Origin of the sequence: Mycobacterium shottsii (genome assembly GCF_010728525.1) — a bacterium.
Classification (GTDB): domain Bacteria; phylum Actinomycetota; class Actinomycetes; order Mycobacteriales; family Mycobacteriaceae; genus Mycobacterium; species Mycobacterium marinum.
The window spans coordinates 2,570,541-2,587,270 of the sequence record NZ_AP022572.1 but is presented as its reverse complement, the minus strand read 5'-3'; the positions used below and the strand labels follow the sequence as shown (position 1 = coordinate 2,587,270).

Below are 16,730 nucleotides of genomic sequence, written 5' to 3'. Positions count from 1 at the left end.
TTAAGTTGAGAAGACTTCGGGGCTGTGGTTCACTGCCGATCCGCTTTAGCTGGTCACTAGCAGCAAGCCCTGAGCGAGGGTGCGAAAACGGGGAATAGTGACGGAGGACACCGGCATGCTAACTACCAGGGACCGAAGCTCAGTTATTCACGCACGGCAGCAGGCAAATGAAAGCCCTGAGCCGTCTAACTCTGCCCGCCGCGGGAAACACCGCTGTTCCGAGAACGCCAATGATGGAGGGAATACGATGCCGGAGGGCTGTCTGCAATTCGGCATTTTGGGACCTCTCGAGCTGTATTCCGCCGATATCGTTATGCCGTTGGGCACACCGAAACAGCGTGCCGTTCTAGCAATGCTGGTGATTCATCGCAATCGCACCGTCGGGGTCGATAGATTGATCGACGCAGCGTGGGAGAAGCGCCCACCCGAGCGAGCCCGCGCCACTTTGCACACCTACGTATCGAACCTGCGCCGTCTGATCGATACTTGTCTTTGCATAGACGCACGCGCCGTCTTGAGTAGTGCGCCGCCCGGTTATCGACTGTCCGTGGCCGATAACGACTGCGATCTGGGACGTTTCACCGTCGAGCGGTCCAATGGATTTCGAGCCGCTACCCTCGGCCGCTTTGAGCAGGCCAGCGACCACTTTTCAGCGGCCCTGGCACAGTGGCGTGGCCCCATCCTCGAGGATCTTCCCGAATTCACCTTCTTCGATGAGTTCGCGACCAGGCTCGAAGAAGACAAGCTGTTGACTCAGATCGCCTATGCCGCAACGGAGATAGCCTGCGGACGACCGTACTCGGCCATCAACGAACTCAAGGAGCTGGCAACCGAACATCCTTATCACGAGCCGTTGTGGGTGCCGCTGATCACGGCCTACTACGTCGCCGAACGCCAATTCGACGCGCTCAACGCCTGCCGTCAACTGACCAGGTCGCTGGCCGAGGATCTCGGCATCGCTCCGGGCCCGACCATCCGCGCGCTGCAAGAGCAGATCCTGCGCCAAGAGCCACCCAATGTCACCGAAGCCGCGCAGCTGCACGCTCACCGAACGATCGCCGCCCTGCAGAAGCTGTGACCAGATGGCGGCTCGACCGCGCCGAACAAGCCGACGATGAGGCACGCGATGATCCTCGGGTTTGCCTGCCCTAGCCAGCGCGGCGGGAGGCCTCGTATCCGCGGATCAGCCAGAAGACGGTGCGATCGATGCTGGGCAGGATCTCGGTGATCGCTATTTCGCCGGCGCTGAAGCGCCCCAGCAGCCCATAGACCAGGCTGGAGATGACGGTGTCCAAGTCGTGGATGAAATTCTCGTCGACCCCGGCGAGCACTTCCATGGCCGCCGGAACAACCATGTCCAAGCCGCGATGGACCAGCCGCTGCCCTCCGGGTGCGGCCCTGGCCCGAAAGTAGGCCTTCACGATGTCGGGATGGGTCTCCCAGGGTTGGAAAATCGTCCGGAGCACCCGCATCATGCCGGCGTACAAAGACTCCCCGGGGCGGGGGTCTGCTCTGCCAGACCGGCGTAGTGGTGCTCGTCCATCCAGAATTCGAGGGCGGCCAGGATCAACTCGTCCCGGTTCGAGTAGCGCTGGTAGATGGTTGCCAGCGAGGTGCGGGCACGACGAGCGACCTCGCGTAGCTGAACCGCGTCGTAGTCATCGGCTGGCTAGCAAAAGTGCTCGCCGAGCACCCCGACCAGCGCCGGCAAGTCCACCAGGACCGGTCACTGCTCACCCGCACCGTCGACGAGACGCTGCGCTTCGAGCCGACGGGACCCCATGTCGGGCGCTTCACGTTGCGCGACTACCACTGTTACGACACTACGGTCCCCGCCGGTAGCGCCATCCTGATGTTGTTCGGAGCCGCCAACCGCGACCCCCGGCGCTACCACGACCCCGATACGTTCGACATCCGGCGCGACCACATCTCCCACCTCACCTTCGGCAAGGGCGTGCACTGTTGCCTGGGCGCCAACCTGGCCCGGCTGGAGGGCCGCGTCGCACTCGACGAACTGCTCAACCGCTGGCCGCAGTGGGACATCGACTACGACAGCCTGCAACTCGCACCGACCTCAACCGTGCGCGGCTGGGAGCGACTACGCGTCCTGGTTTCGTGAGCAACGCGATCGGCAGCTACTTGTCTTCGCCCGCGGCGGTGAGCACCAACGCGATCATCACGTCGGCGTAGGTGATGAAAAGCCCGATCCAAAATCCCCATTTGGCGCTCGGATCAGACGGTGAGGCAAAGAACACGATCAAAAAGATCGGGCCGACGATGCCGAGCGCGAACACCATCAACTGAATAACGATGTAGCGGCGCAAGGTCGCCAAGACAATCTCCTCTCACCCAGCCAGGTCGACCAGCACCACAACCACGGTCATCGGCGGCCCCCACCGGCGTCCGTACCAGTGCCACGCGTTCATTTAACGAGTTCGAGTTCGGCTCCGGCAAGGGGTGGCTTCTCCCCTTAGCCAACAACACGATTCGGGGTGGCCGGTGCGCGCGCGGTCAACCCTGGCCGGCGCACCGGGACGGGTAGCGCGCCCGCGCCGGGTTACCGGCTGTCGATCGGTCTCAAAACGTTGCGTCAGAAGCCAGATGCGCGCCGGGCCGCCGCTGTACATTCAGTTTTCCCGTCGGCACATGGGCTCAGATCGTGCCCCGGCTCGAAACATGCAGCTAGGCAGGGCGCTCGGCGATGATTTTTTCGGTGTTGGCACCAGAAATCAATTCCGCGCGGATGTATTCGGGTGCTGGGTCCGGACCGCTGCTGGCCGCCGCGGCGGCCTGGGATGCGTTGGCCGGCGAGCTGGGTTCGGCAGTGGCCTCGTTTGGATCGGTGACCTCGAGCCTGGCCGAGGGGGCGTGGCAGGGCGCGGCGTCGCAGGCCATGGCAAGCGCGGCAGCACCGTATGCGGGCTGGTTGGGCTTAGGGCGTGTCTGCTTAATGTGAATGGTGTTTTGGCTGATGCTGTTTGGGTGATGCGGACGCATGCGATTTCTGATGATTTGTGGTCGCTGATCGTGGCGGTGTTGCCTGCGGGGCGGCGGCGTGGCCGGCCGTGGAACGATCATCGACGTACTCTGGAGGGCATTATCTGGCGTTACCGTACGGGATCTCCGTGGCGTGACCTGCCCGAGCACTTCGGTCCCTGGCAATCGGTGGCCGAGAGGCATCTACGCTGGTCGGTCGATGGCATCTACGCGCGGATCTTCGCGGCGATCGCCTCTGACCTCGACGCCGAGGACGCCGACCTGGGCGCACTGTTGTCGGTCGATTCGACCAGTGTGCGCGCCCACCAACACGCAGCCGGAGCGCGCCCGGGCGCCGCACAGGGGGATCTGTCGAATTACAAGAAATATCTCGATGAGCCCGATGACCACGCCATTGGGCGTTCCCGCGGCGGGCTGACTACCAAGATCCACGCCTTGACCGACCAGCTGTGCAGTCCGGTCACCCTGGCACTGTCGGCCGGTCAAGCCGGTGATAATCCGATGCTTTGGCCACTGCTGGCCGCCCGGTGCAGCAACTCATACGCCCCGTTTCGCCTGCTGGCGGACAAGGCGTACTCCCATGACTCAACGCGGGCACAGCTGCGCCGGCTCAAGATCGCCCATACCATCCCCGAGCGCAGCGACCAGATCACCCGCCGCAAAGCCAAAGGCCGCAACAGAGGACGGCCTCCGGGGTTCTCAGGCCGAATCTACAAGCACCGCAACACCGTCGAGCGAAGCTTCAACCGGCTCAAACACTGGCGCGCGGTCGCCACCTGCTACGACAAATACGCCCTGACCTACCTCAGCGGTGCCACCCTGGCCGCCATCATCACCTACCACCGCGTCCGCAATTAGCAGACAGGACCTAGCCGCGGCCCGCGCCACCACGGCGGCGGCCCAAGCCAAGGTAGCGGCCAGTGCATTTGAAGCGGCGCGGGCAGCCACGGTGCACCCGGCGCTGGTGGCGATCAACCGGACCCGGCTGGTCTCGCTGGTGACCTCGAACCTGTTGGGGCTCAACGCGCCGGCGATTGCGGCCGTCGAGGCCGACTATGAGCAGATGTGGGCCCAAGACGTGACCGCGATGTCGGGCTATCACGGCGGGGTGTCGGCGGCAGCCGCACAACTGACGTCATGGCAGCAGGCGCTGCAAAGTCTGCCGGGTCTGTCCGGCTTCAACTTGGGCATCGGAAACATCGGCACCGGAAACATTGGCAGCGGCAACACCGGTAACGACAACTTGGGCGGCGGCAACAACGGTCCGAGCTCCGCGGGCGGCGGCAACGGCAACGTAGGCTTGGGCAACTACGGCTCCTTCAACATCGGCGCCGGCAACGGAAGCGCCGCGCTGGACACCGCCGGTCTGCAATATCCCGGCGCCTCATACCACAACGTGGGCACCGGCAACATCGGCATCGGGAACATCGGCCTGGGCAACATCGGCTTCGGCAACGGCGATCTGGCCAACGCCGTGCTCGACGGCACCCAGTCGACGTACAACGTGGGCGGCGCAAATGTCGGCAATCACAACGTCGGACTTGGAAACGTCGGCAACAACAACGTGGGCATCGGCAACCTCGGCAACAACAACATCGGCATCGGGCTCACCGGCGACAACCAGATCGGTATCGGCGGACTCAATGCCAACGGCGCCGGCTGGAACTTCGGCTTTGGCAACTCCGGCAGCTTCAACCTCGGCTTCGGCAATACCGGCGACGGCAACATCGGGTTGGCCAACACCGGCAACGGAAACATCGGAATCGGGCTTACCGGCGCCGATCAAATCGGCTTCGGCGGGTGGAACTCGGGTAGCGGAAACAGCGGCCTGTTCAACTCGGGCAGTGACAACTCCGGATTCTTCAACTCGGGCAGTCACAACTGGGGGGTGGCGAACACGGGCAGCACCAACTGGGGCATGGTGAACTCCGGCAGCGTCAACACCGGGATCGGCAATACCGGCGGCACCAACACCGGCCTGTGGAACGCGGGCACCGCCAACACCGGGTCCCTCAACGCGGGCATGAACAACGTCGGTTTGGGGAACTCGGGCGTCGCTGACCTCGGCGCATTCAACTCTGGCGGCAACACCAAGCATTCCCATGACATCGGCATTTTCAACGCGGGCCAGCACAACGTCGGCATGTTCAATGCCGGGTCGGGAAACCTGGGCCTGTCCAACGCGGGAATCGACAACACGGGGGCCTTCAACTCCGGCGGTAACGGCGTCAGTCCCATCTTCCCGGGGGCACCCGGGCAGGCCGGCAACACGGGCTTCTTCAACTCCGGCTTCACGAATACCGGTTTGTTCAATTCGGGCAACACCAATACCGGTTTGTGGAATTCCGGCAACGTCAACACCGACTTCGGGGGCATCGGCACCTACAGCGGCAACTCGGGCTTCTTCAACTCCGGCACCGGCAACTCCGGATTCTTCAATTCCAGCGATGACAATTCGGGCTTCGGCAACTCGTCAAGCAGCGGCCACAACTCCGGCGCCACCAATTCCGGTAGCGGCGCATACAACGCGGGCTTCGGCAACTCCAACACCGGCGGCGGGAGCACCGGCTATTTCAACTACGGCGGCGGCTCCTTGAGCGCGGGCATCTTCAACACCGGCACCCACAACGCCGGCTTGTTGAATTCCGGCCTGGAAAACATCGGATTCTTCAACTCGGGTGCCTACGACAGCGGCTGGGACAACTCGGGCAACTCGGGCCAGGTCAAGGGCTTGGGCAACGCTGGCTTCGGAAACTCCGGCACCTCGAGTTCGGGTGGATTCAACGCCGGCAGCGGGCAATCGGGGTTCTTCAACCAGGCGTGAACGGCGGCGCTACTCACAAACTCACCCTGGGTCGCCTTGCCCGCGCTCACGCCCGCTGACCGGAGTGGCTGACACTCGGGTGATCAAGGAAGCTGTTAGCGGCTGCGTTTTCGCGCAGCAGCCACAGCCGGCTACCGACGACTGAAGCGGAGTAACTGTGAGCCTTGTCCTGGCGTTCGGCGTGGTACTGCTCATCAGCGTGTCCCTGTCGGGGGTCGCCGCCCGGACGGTGCTGTCCAGCGCGCTGCTGTTCCTGGTCGCCGGCGCCCTGCTGGGCCCCGGGATTCTCGGGTTGGACAACATCGGCCCAAACGACCCGATCGTCGTCGCGCTCGCAGACGTGGCGCTGTTTACCGTCCTGTTCACCGACGGCCAGCGGGCCAATGTCCGCGAATTGCGTGAGACCTGGACGCTGTCCGGGCGCGCCCTGGGCGTCGGGATGCCGTTGACCATGATCGGGATCGCGGTGCCGGCCCACTTCCTCACCGGCCTGAATTGGCCGACCGCATTCCTGGTCGGCGCCATCCTGTCCCCCACCGATCCGGTCTTTGCGGCGGCCATCGTCGGGCGCTCGGACATCCCGGAACGGTTGCGCCGACTGCTCAATGTCGAGTCCGGCCTCAATGACGGATTGGCGCTGCCGTTCGTGATGATCTTCCTGGCCACCGCCCAGGGCGCCGGCTCCGACGTGCTGTGGGTCGGGGTGGAGCTCGTTCTCGGGCTGGCGCTCGGGGTCGGCGTGGCCGCGGCCGTGGCGTTCGCGTGGCGGGCAAAGATCCTGACGGCCGAAACGCACCTGCAGCCGTTGGGCCCGTTGGCGATCGCGGTGGTGGTGTACTCGGCTTGTCACCTCACCCACGCCAACCCATACCTGGCCGCCTTTGCCGCAGGCTCCACGCTGGCCACATTGGACCATGTCGCGGCCGAGCAGTTTCAACCGTTCGGTGATCTTCTCTCCGAAGTCACCAAGTTCGCCGCGCTGATCGTGTTCGGCGCGTTGATCACCCCCGATCGGTTGTCCGGGCTCGGTTGGCGCGATTGGCTGTTGGCCGTGGTCGTGATCGCGGTGATCCGGCCGGCCGCGATGTTGCTGTCGCTGGTGCGGACCCAGCTCAGCCGTCAGGAGCGGTTGACTGCCGCATGGTTCGGACCAAAGGGTTTTGCCTCGGTGGTCTACGGCCTGCTGGCATTGCAGTCGGGATTGGCCAGCAAGGAGCTGGTGTTCGATATCGTCGCCGTCACCATTGCGCTCTCGATCGTGCTGCATTCGTCAACCGACGTACCGATAGCCAAGGTGCTGCAGGTCGAACCTCCCGACGACCTGCCGGGCTGCCGCGAGCCCGCCGATGCCGACGAAGAGGCAACCGCAGAAGTCTGATCCCGCCGGAAATGTCGGCCGCAGCGACACTAAATCGACTCCCCCACAGCATATTTCGCAGCCACAACTGGTCGGCCTGGGCCGCCGTCGCCGGCCCGCCAGGCTGCTAACCTAACCCGCTATGGGTGCCTTGGACGGACGTGTCACCTTGATCACCGGCGGAGCCCGCGGGCAGGGCCGCGCACACGCGCTGGCACTGGCGGGCCAGGGGGCCGATATCGCCCTCGCCGACGCGCCGGGCCCGATGGCGGAGCTGACCTACCCCCTGGGTAGCGAGGAAGACCTGCTCGCCACCGCCGAACTCGTCGGCCAGCTGGGCCGGCGTTGCCTACCGATGGTGGTCGACGTGCGCGACCCGGCCCAGGTGAACACCGCGGTTGAGCGGACGGTGCGCGAGCTGGGCAGCCTCGATATCGTGCTAGCCAATGCCGGCATCGTCAGCACCGGGCGCCTCGAAGAGGTAAGTGACCAGGTTTGGCAGCAGCTGATGGACACCAACCTGACCGGCGTGTTCCACACCCTGCGCGCGGCCATTCCGGTGATGCGCCAACAACGCTTCGGCAGGATCGTGGCGACATCGTCGATGGGCGGCCGAATGGGCATCCCGGAGTTGGCGGCCTACAACGCCACCAAGTGGGGGATCATCGGCCTGATCAAGTCCGTCGCCCTCGAGGTCGCCAAGGAAGGCATCACGGCCAACGTCATCTGTCCGACCACGACGCAGACACCGATGGTGCAGCCCGCCGGGATCGGAGATGATCAGGAAGTTCCCGACGAGCTGGTGCGGCGCATGATGAAGGCCAACCCCATCCCGCAACCGTGGCTGCAACCGGAGGACGTCAGCCGCGGGGTGGTCTATCTGGTCACCGACCCGGGTGTCATCACCGGCAACGTGCTGGAAGTCGGGCTCGGCGGCAGCGCTCGCATGCATTGACTCGGCGGCGCCCGAAGCGGCGCCGAACGACGTTCAAGCCACTTTGACCCTCGCGACCCGCTTCCGCGCGGCGTACAATTTGGTCAAACGCCCAATGTGATCGTCCAAATTGAGGTAGTCGCATGCCAACATCGGCCGAGCAAGGTGCACAAACCCGGGCCGCGCTGATGGCCGCCGCGGTAGCGGTGATCGCCGAGCGAGGCTGGGGGGCGGCCACCACCCGGATGGTGGCCGAACGGGCCGGACTTCCGCCGGGGTTGGTGCACTATCATTTCGCATCGGTGAACGACCTGCTGATCGATGCGGCACTGCAGGCAGCGCGCGAGGAAGCCGCTCAGGTGATGGACGGACTGGCCGGCGATTCACCGTCGCAGGGAATAGACCGATTGATCGACGCGGTCTCGTCCTACGACGTCGATGATCGAAACCAAAACCCGGCGATCCTGGTGTTTGGCGAAATGCTCTTGGCAGCAACACGATACGAGCGGCTGCGAATGGGCTTGGCGGAGATCCTCGGCGACTACCGATCCGCACTGCGTCAGTGGCTCGCAGATCAGGGCGGCGCCATCGATCCCGAGGCGACCGCGGCATTGATGTTCGCGGCCATCGACGGATTGGTGCTGCATCGGGTGATCGACCCGCGATTGCGCACCCTGGCCATCCGGCCGGCGTTGCGCCGGCTGGCGGGACTGCCGACGGCCCAGACCGACGAGAGGACGCCACCATGACACGAGCGCAAGCGCCTACCTCACCGCGCGGTGGGGTTTCTCTGCACGGCGTCGACAAGACCTTCGGAACCGCAGCAGCGTCGGTACACGCGCTGCGCGGCATCGACCTGGACATCGAACCCGGTGAACTGGTGGCGATAGTCGGGGAAAGCGGGTCGGGCAAGACCACCCTGCTCAACGTCATCGGCGGCATCGAGGAGGCCAACAGTGGTTCTATTAGCGTTGCTGGACAAGATATTTCGGGGTGCCGGCCGCGCGCACTGAGCAAGTTCCGCCGCGACCACGTGGGGTTCATCTTCCAGTTCTTCAATCTGATCCCGACGCTGACCGCCAAGGAAAACGTCGAAGTGATCGTCGAGCTGACCGGCCGAGGTGATCGGCGCCGCGCGACCGAATTGCTGGATGCGGTCGGGCTGGCCGATCGGGCCGGCAGTTTTCCCGGCCAGCTCTCCGGCGGCCAGCAACAGCGGGTGGCCATCGCGCGTGCGCTGATCACCGACCCGGACCTGCTGCTGGCCGACAAGCCGATGGGGGCTCTCGACGTGGCCACCGGCCGACGCGTGCTCGAACTGCTGCAGCAGACCAACAGGTCGGGTCTAGGCGTCATCATGGTGACCCACAACCGGGCGGCCGCCGATGTCGCTGACCGCATCATTGAGATGCGCGACGGAGCGATCGTCGAGCAGCGTCGCAACTCAGCACCGGCCGAGGCAAGCAGCGTGCGGTGGTGACTGAGGTGCCAACCGAACCGCCCCGAGCCCGGCCGAACTGGACCCTGCTCCGCAAGACCGTCCGTGATCTGCAGCGGCGCCCCGCTCAATCGGTGGCCATCGCGGTCATCGTGATGCTCGGGGTGCTGCTCTTCATCGCCAGTTATGACTCGTTCCGCAACCTCACGGCGTCCTACAACCGCACCTATGACCGGCTGCATTTCGCCGACCTCACCGCCTACGGAGACGACCCCACCCAGCTGGCCTCCACCGCGCGGGAGCTCGCCGGCGTCGAGAACGTCGCGACCCGCGTGGTGCGGGACCGCCCGGTGAACATCGACAGCACCAAGCTGATCGGTCGGGTGGTCGGGTTGACCGGCGGCGGCCACGGGGTCGACGACGTGGAGATCGTCGACGGACGCGCGCCCGATCCCGGTGCCCCCGCACAGGTCGCGATCGAAAAACACGCAGCCGAGTCATTTCACCTGAGCCCGGGCGATCGCGTCGATGTCTACAACGGCTCCGGTTGGCGCACCGTCGAGATCACCGGGGTGGCCCGCTCGCCCGAGTACTTGTGGCCGGCGCGTAGTCGTCAAGACATCCTGCCCGACCCACATTCCTTCGCCGTACTGTTCTCGCCACCGCGGCTCGCCGCACAGCTCACCGGGCAGCCAGGGCCCAATCAGACCCTGGTCCAGATGGCCGCCGGCGCGACCACGGCCGATCGGGACCGGGTGGCCGGGCTACTGCTGTCCCGCGGCGCCTTGGACGTGCAGACCCGTCACGAGCAACCTTCCAACGCGGCGCTGCACGAAGACCTCAATGGCTTCTCCGAACTCGCGGTGGGATTCCCGGTGCTCTTCCTGACCGCCGCCGCGATCGCCGAGTACGTCGTCGTCACCAGGGTCGTGCAGGCCGAGCGGCGCATCATGGGCGCGATGCTGGCCATGGGGGCCCGGCCGGCCACGGTCATCCGGCACTACCTGGGATACGGCGTCGCGGTGGCCACCATGGGCGCGCTGCTCGGCGTCGTTCTCGGTGCGGGCGTCACCTCGCTGGTCACCGGCCTGTGCACCGCGGCCATCGGGGTCCCCGACACGGTGGTCCGACACCACGTGTCCACCGCGGTCCTGGGCTTCGCCCTCGGCCTGGCAACCGGCCTGGTCGCCGTGCTGGTGCCGGCCATCACCGCGGCGCGCACCGCGCCGGCTGACGCCATGCGCGGCCAACGAGTGCTCGCCACCGCGATGGGGCCACTCACCCGGCTGACCGCGCGGTGGCGGCTGCCCGCGGTGATCCAACTCGCCGTGCGGTCGTTGACCCGCAGCCGCGGGCGCACCGTCGCGACCATGGTGGGCGGGGTGCTGGCGTTGATCCTGGTGTTGGCCTCGGTCGGGATGATGACCAGCATGCGCGCCATGCTCGACGTCCAGTTCGGTGAGGTGCAGCGGCAGGACGCTTCGGTGCTCGTTGCGCCCAGCGCGGCGGACCCCGGCGGCTTGGCGAGCCAATTGGCGGCCCTACCCGGGGTGTCGGCGGTCGAGCCCAGCACCACCGTCGCGGTGACCGTACGCGCCGGCGGCCGCACCTATGCGACGACGCTGACCGGTTTCGTGCCACACAGCTCCATGCACGGATTCCGGGGCACCGACGGGCGCACGTTGGCCCTGTCCGAAAACGGTGTGCTGGCCGGGGCAGAACTGGCCGACAAACTCGACGTGCGGGTCGGCTCCGATCTGATCGTCATCCCCGCGGGGGGATCGCCACAGCATGCCAAGTTGGCCGGCCTGGTCGACGAACCGCTGGGAACGGTGCTCTATGCCACCAACTCGACGGTTGCCGCGATCACCGGCAGCGAGGTCAACGGGTACCTGTTGCGCTTCGGCGCCGATGTCGACCGCGCCGGGTTGCGCGCGGACATCACGTCGCTGCCCGGTGTGCTCGCCTACACCGACACCCACGCACTCGAGAACACGGTCAACCGCTACCTCGGGTTGTTCTGGGCGTTCGTCGGGGTCATGCTGGCGCTGGGCGGGGCACTGGCCTTCGTGGTGATCTACGTAACGATGACGGTGAACATGGCCGAACGCACCACGGAGTTGGCCACCCTACGCGCGGCCGGCGTGTCAACACCGCGGCTCACCGCGACGCTGACCCTGGAGAACCTGCTTGCCACCGCGGCAGCACTTCCCTTCGGGCTGGCCGCGGGCGCGGGGGCGGCGTGGCTGTTCCTGCAGTCCTTCAACAGTGATCTGTTCAACATGCAGCTGGCCCTCGGGTGGTCGACGTTGGCGCTGGCGGCGGTCGCCGTGCTCGCCGCCGCCGCGATTTCGCAGCTACCCGCCATGCGGATGGTGCGCGATGTCGACATCGCGCGCGTGGTGCGCGAACGGGCCCAATAACATCCACCGGGGGCAGCGGGCACGCGCGCAGTGCTCAAGTTGGTGGCAGGTACAGGATTCGAACCTGTGTAGGCGTAAGCCGACGGATTTACAGTCCGCTCCCATTGGCCGCTCGGGCAACCTGCCGCATAGCAGGGTACAACGACCGGGTAGACAGAGCACAAACGGCTCTCCAAAGAAGGGACTTATCGCATGGCCGACTCATCGTTCGACATCGTCAGCAAGGTCGACCACCAGGAAGTCGACAACGCGCTCAACCAGGCCGCCAAGGAGCTGGCCACGCGATTCGACTTCCGCGGCACCGACACCAAGATCGCGTGGAAGGGCGACGAAGCCGTGGAACTGACCTCGTCCACCGAGGAGCGGGTCAAGGCCGCGGTGGACGTCTTCAAGGAAAAGCTCATCCGCCGCGACATCTCGATGAAGGCCTTTGACGCCGGCGAGCCCCAGGCATCCGGCAAGACCTACAAGGTCACCGGCGCCATCAAGCAGGGCATCAGCGGTGACGACGCCAAGAAGATCACCAAGCTCGTCCGCGACGAGGGCCCCAAGGGCGTCAAGACCCAGATCCAGGGCGAGGAGATTCGCGTCACCAGCAAGAAGCGCGACGACCTACAGACCGTCATCGCCATGCTCAAGCAGGCCGACCTGGACGTTGCGCTGCAGTTCGTCAACTACCGATAGAACTCCCTGCGGGCGCCCGAAGCGGTCATGGTCGTCCGGGTCGTAGAAGTGCTGACTGGCTGGCCACGTAGGCTATGAAGGTCCGCATTAGGGGGCCCCTATGACGACTGCCGACGATGAAATCCTCACCGGCCCGCGGCTGATCCTGCGCCCCTTGCGGCCCACCGACGCCGATGTCGTGTTCTTCGAGGTCACCTCGGATGACGAAGTGATGCGCTACCTTTCGTGCAACACGCATTCCGACGTCGAGCAGACCAGGCACTTCATCACCGAGCTGTGCATGGACGACAACAATCGCGGTTGGATCATCAACTGGCGCAGCACCGGCGATCCGGTCAGGTTCTGCACCTGGATCCGGCCGGAGGGCCCCGAGGTTCAGCTGGGCATCTCCCTCGGCCGCCGCTGGTGGGGGCAACATGTCACGTCCGAGGTGCTGGGCTTGCTCATCGAACAGGCACAGCGGGATCCGAGCGTGCATCGCGTGTGGGCCGCATGCCACGTTGACAACATCGGAGCGGCACGAGCGCTGGAGCGCAACGGTTTGTCCATGCAGGACCGGCTAGAGCGTTACTGCGTGTTCCCCAACCTCGGCGCGGAGCCGCAGGACGCCTTTCGGTTCGCAAGGACGCTCAGATAGCTTCATCACCGCATCTCAACCCTTAGCCACCCCGCGAAAACGGCTCGCCCGCAACAGGTTGCGCGATTCGGCATTACCACGGGCAGCGAAGTCGTAGCTTGGGTACTGCGAATGCGGGGCGCGGGTCCGATGGTTGGACAGATGGGTGATGGGTGACGGTGTCGGGGATGAGTGGGTCGACGGCTCGGTAGCCGCGCGACATGATCGCCACGCGCTGCGCGAGTGGCTGGTTGTCCATGCCGCGACGATCGATGAACTGTTGTCTACGCGTTTCGAGACGCTGCCCGGCCGGAAGGCAGACACCGATGCCGCCGCGCGCCGCCTCGCCGCGTGGTGTCGTTCCAGCACAAGCGGTGACTGGGCGCAGTTCGAGTCGCGATTGGCTCGCGACGGTTGGGACTTCGCAAGCGTGCTGGCACGTTTCGCCAATGCCCGGCACACTCGGTCCTTGCCGCTGCCGGCGTGGGTGGATGACGCAATGTGGTCCCGCGCGTCGTTGTGCGACTCCCCCGGCCAAGCCACCACAACCGGTTCGCACGAGTCCACGACCCCCTGCCAATTCGACACCCTGCTGTTGCCGCTGGTCGACGAGGCGCAGGCCCGACTCTGGTCGACCACGGACGCCGCCGCCACGGCCCAACTGAGCGATTCTGCACGCGCAGGCATTCGGCGATCGTTGTTGCAACAACTGTCCGACCTGTGCGCGCCGGCGCTCTATGCGCTCTTTGACTCGGTGCGCGAGCTCGCGACCCCAGACGATGCTCACGCGCAGCCAAGACCGGACTCGGGAGTCGCGCTCTATCAGCGGTTTGTCGCCGAGATGAAAGCAGCGGGCCTTGCGCGGCTGCTGGAAGCCAAACCGGTGCTGTGGCGGCTGATCGCCACGATCACCCGCCAATGGATTGACACCACGCGCGAGCTGATCGAACGCCTGGCCGCCGATCTGCCGTCCATCCGCGCTGACCTGCTCGCGGGCGCCCCCGAAACCGAGGTGGCCGGAATCGACGGCGGGCTCTCCGATCCCCACAATGGCGGCCGCTCGGTACGGATCGTCGTGTTCGAGAACGGCGCGCGGGTGGTCTACAAGCCGAAGGACTTGCGGGTGGATGGCGCCCTGCACGCCCTGGTCGGCAGGCTCAACCGGGCCGCTCCCCCGCTGGCGTTGCGTGCGGTCCGCACGATCGGACGCGAAGGCTAAGGCTGGTGCGAGTTCATCGAGCATGCATCGTGCCCAGACGAAGAAGGCCTCGAGTTGTACTTCCGGCGCGCCGGAGCATGGCTGGCACTGCTGCACTGCCTGGCCGCCACCGACATGCACCACGAAAACTTCATCGCACACGGCGACTACCCGATGCCGCTGGACATCGAGACGATCCTGCAGGCGAGCACGAAGGACCCCGACGACCGTGACCGGGAAAGCCGCGCCCACCAAGCCGCATGCAACCTCATCGCCGATTCGGTGATGGCGGTGGGCTTGATCCCGTCCTATCGGCGCTCCGGCGCCAACGGGCGTTCCGCGGTCGGTGGGTTGATCGCGAATAAAAACACCACGCCGACGATCCGATGGGATCACGTCAACACTGACGCGATGCGGCCGAACAAATCGGCACAGCCCGCCACGAGCATGCCGAACTTACCCCACGTCAACGGGCACTACGCCAAGTTCAGCGACTACGTCGACGCCTTCATTGCCGGTTTCGTGGCCTACGCCAATTTCCTGGTTCGACAACGCGCCGATGCCGGGGCCGGCGGTTTGTTCCAGGAGTTTGCCGGCTTGCCGGTGCGCAAGGTGCCGCGTCCGACCACGTTCTACACCATGTTGCTGCAGCAGCTCACCGATCATCGCACCATGCATGATGGTGTTGTCTGGTCGGCGCAAGCGGACTTCGTCGCCAGACTGGCTGATTGGAACCAAGACAGCGATCCACATTGGCCGCTCCTACAGGCGGAGAGATCGGCACTGTTGTCGTTGAACGTCCCCAATTTTGTGATGGCCAGCGACGGCATCGAAGCGCATGATTTTGCTGGAGTCTCGTTCCCCTCCGAGGGGGTGTCAGGCCTGGAACGCGCGTCTGCGCGGATTCACAACCTCGACGATCGACAGATCGACTGGCAAGTCACGGTCATCCGGCACAATACGGAAACCTATGCGGGACAAGCGCGGTCACCGGGCACGGCGGGACCAGAACACCAGCCGTCCGGGCCCGACCGTGGCGCCGGGCCACCTGCCGAAGATGGCTTTTCCGCCGAGGCCGACAGAATCGCCGGGGAATTGGCGCTTCATGCGATTCGCCGAGATGCGGGCGCAGCCTGGATCGGGTTGGACTGGTCCGGCGATTCGGAGGCTGCCCAGCTCGTCTGCCTGGGCGCCGGCCTGTACAACGGCGTGTCCGGCATCGGTCTCTTCTTGGCCGCACACGCGGCCAGCTCGGGCTGCGAGCGGTCAGCCGAGCTGGCCCGGGCCGGGGTCGCTCACGTGCGCACCGAACTGACCGGCCGCAACGCGCCACGTGTGGCCCGCTCGCTGGGGATCAGCGGCGGCTCCGGTTTGGGGTCGATCGCCTACGCATTGGCGGTCATGGCGGAGTGCCTCGAGGACGACGAATTGCTCGCCCATGCGCACACGGCGGCGCTGCTGATCACCGACGATCTGATCGAGACCGACCGGCAACTCGACGTCGTCGGGGGTAGCGCCGGCGCGATCCTTGGGCTGCTCCGAGTCTATCGAGACACCGGATCCGGGGACGTGCTCGCGCGTGCGATCAGGTGTGGCGAGCACCTGTTGCGCCAACCCCGCGTCGGCTCACAAAGAAGGCGCACCTGGCAGCGACAGGTACCCGGCTCTTGCGATCTGAACGGCATGGCGCACGGTGCAGCGGGCTACGCGTACGCCCTGGCGTCATTGGCCACAACGACCGGTCACGAGGAGTTCGCCCGATACGCAGCGGAATGCCTGGCATTTGAAAACGCCAGCTACGACCCACAGCGCGGCAGCTGGCCCGCACTGGATGTGGGCGGAAGGAAAGGCTGGCCCTCGCAGTGGTGCCACGGCGCACCCGGAATCGGCCTGGGGCGCATCGGCTTGGCACGACTCGGCTGGGCGCAGCCGCTGTCGACCGATATCGCCAACGCCGTGACTTCGGTCCGCCAAAGCTGAGCTGAGCAACAATTGGACACGCTCTGTGGTGGCGCTCTAGGCAGCGTCGAATTACTCAGTGAAGCCGCGACGACCTTGGACCAACGCGATCTTCGGGGTCTTGCGGCACGATACCTGAGCGACATCGTGTCCGCGGCGACCCAACGCGGCGACTATCGATGGAACAGCGGCGACCAAGCATTCAACCCGGGACTGTTTCGCGGAATCGCCGGCATAGGCTATACCACCCTACGTCGCATCGACGCGGCCCTGCCCAATGTGCCGCTCTGGGAATAGACA

General features: G+C 65.5%; 11 protein-coding genes, 1 tRNA gene and 4 pseudogenes. 13 read left to right on the top strand and 3 right to left on the bottom strand.

The genetic code is table 11. The features are described from left to right. Positions 1 to 97: 97 nt before the first annotated feature. On the top strand, positions 98 to 1,078 hold the full coding sequence (locus G6N41_RS12130; RefSeq protein ID WP_231608945.1) for an AfsR/SARP family transcriptional regulator: 981 nt from the start codon (positions 98 to 100) through the stop codon (positions 1,076 to 1,078). 70 nt (positions 1,079 to 1,148) lie between these two features. On the opposite strand, the pseudogene G6N41_RS12125 reads toward G6N41_RS12130, so the two are convergent. Then, positions 1,149 to 1,663 (bottom strand): annotated as a pseudogene (locus G6N41_RS12125) (TetR family transcriptional regulator); the annotation flags it as partial. On the opposite strand from G6N41_RS12125, the pseudogene G6N41_RS12120 reads away from it, so the two are divergent. Continuing rightward, positions 1,658 to 2,119: pseudogene (locus G6N41_RS12120) on the top strand (cytochrome P450); the annotation flags it as partial. The pseudogenes G6N41_RS12125 and G6N41_RS12120 overlap by 6 nt on opposite strands. 16 nt (positions 2,120 to 2,135) lie before the next feature. On the opposite strand, the gene G6N41_RS12115 reads toward G6N41_RS12120, so the two are convergent. Next, entirely contained in the window at positions 2,136 to 2,333 is a 198-nt protein-coding gene (locus G6N41_RS12115) for a hypothetical protein (protein WP_198967478.1), read from the bottom strand. A 368-nt stretch (positions 2,334 to 2,701) separates the two neighbouring features. On the opposite strand from G6N41_RS12115, the pseudogene G6N41_RS12110 reads away from it, so the two are divergent. The 8 genes and pseudogenes from G6N41_RS12110 to G6N41_RS12075 form a co-directional block, all read left to right on the top strand. Beyond that, positions 2,702 to 2,932: pseudogene (locus G6N41_RS12110) on the top strand (PPE domain-containing protein); the annotation flags it as partial. Positions 2,933 to 2,982: 50 nt separating this feature from the next. Then, positions 2,983 to 3,855 (top strand): IS5 family transposase, encoded by an 873-nt coding sequence (locus tag G6N41_RS12105; RefSeq protein ID WP_407663809.1) that lies wholly within the window; start codon positions 2,983 to 2,985, stop codon positions 3,853 to 3,855. After that, a complete protein-coding gene (locus G6N41_RS12100) occupies positions 3,851 to 5,821 on the top strand; it encodes a PPE domain-containing protein (protein ID WP_456320224.1) in 1,971 nt (656 codons plus the stop codon). The genes G6N41_RS12105 and G6N41_RS12100 overlap by 5 nt, the downstream gene beginning before the upstream one ends. Positions 5,822 to 5,978: 157 nt before the next feature. Continuing rightward, positions 5,979 to 7,199 (top strand): cation:proton antiporter, encoded by a 1,221-nt coding sequence (locus G6N41_RS12095; RefSeq protein ID WP_020731851.1) that lies wholly within the window; start codon positions 5,979 to 5,981, stop codon positions 7,197 to 7,199. Positions 7,200 to 7,320: 121 nt separating this feature from the next. Then, the gene (locus G6N41_RS12090) at positions 7,321 to 8,133 is read left to right on the top strand and encodes a mycofactocin-coupled SDR family oxidoreductase (RefSeq protein WP_198967477.1); all 813 of its coding nucleotides are present in this window, start codon (positions 7,321 to 7,323) and stop codon (positions 8,131 to 8,133) included. 122 nt (positions 8,134 to 8,255) lie between these two features. Then, on the top strand, positions 8,256 to 8,861 hold the full coding sequence (locus G6N41_RS12085; RefSeq protein WP_198967476.1) for a TetR/AcrR family transcriptional regulator: 606 nt from the start codon (positions 8,256 to 8,258) through the stop codon (positions 8,859 to 8,861). Beyond that, positions 8,858 to 9,592 carry an ABC transporter ATP-binding protein gene (locus G6N41_RS12080; protein WP_198967475.1) on the top strand — a complete coding sequence of 245 codons (735 nt, stop codon included), beginning with the start codon at positions 8,858 to 8,860 and terminating at the stop codon, positions 9,590 to 9,592. The genes G6N41_RS12085 and G6N41_RS12080 overlap by 4 nt, the downstream gene beginning before the upstream one ends. Continuing rightward, complete coding sequence (locus tag G6N41_RS12075; RefSeq protein ID WP_198967474.1) at positions 9,586 to 11,973, top strand: ABC transporter permease; 2,388 nt, start codon at positions 9,586 to 9,588, stop codon at positions 11,971 to 11,973. The genes G6N41_RS12080 and G6N41_RS12075 overlap by 7 nt, the downstream gene beginning before the upstream one ends. A 40-nt stretch (positions 11,974 to 12,013) precedes the next feature. Here the strand turns inward: G6N41_RS12075 and G6N41_RS12070 are convergent. Next, a tRNA-Tyr gene (locus G6N41_RS12070) sits at positions 12,014 to 12,099 on the bottom strand. A gap of 66 nt (positions 12,100 to 12,165) precedes the next feature. Between G6N41_RS12070 and G6N41_RS12065 the strand changes: the two genes are divergently transcribed. From G6N41_RS12065 to G6N41_RS12055, 3 genes and pseudogenes are all read left to right on the top strand, one after another. Continuing rightward, positions 12,166 to 12,657, top strand: coding sequence for a YajQ family cyclic di-GMP-binding protein (locus G6N41_RS12065; RefSeq protein ID WP_020731845.1), 492 nt, complete (start codon positions 12,166 to 12,168; stop codon positions 12,655 to 12,657). 100 nt (positions 12,658 to 12,757) lie between these two features. After that, entirely contained in the window at positions 12,758 to 13,294 is a 537-nt protein-coding gene (locus G6N41_RS12060) for a GNAT family N-acetyltransferase (RefSeq protein ID WP_198967473.1), read from the top strand. A 148-nt stretch (positions 13,295 to 13,442) separates the two neighbouring features. Continuing rightward, positions 13,443 to 16,727: pseudogene (locus tag G6N41_RS12055) on the top strand (type 2 lanthipeptide synthetase LanM family protein). The last annotated feature ends 3 nt before the right edge of the window (positions 16,728 to 16,730 follow it).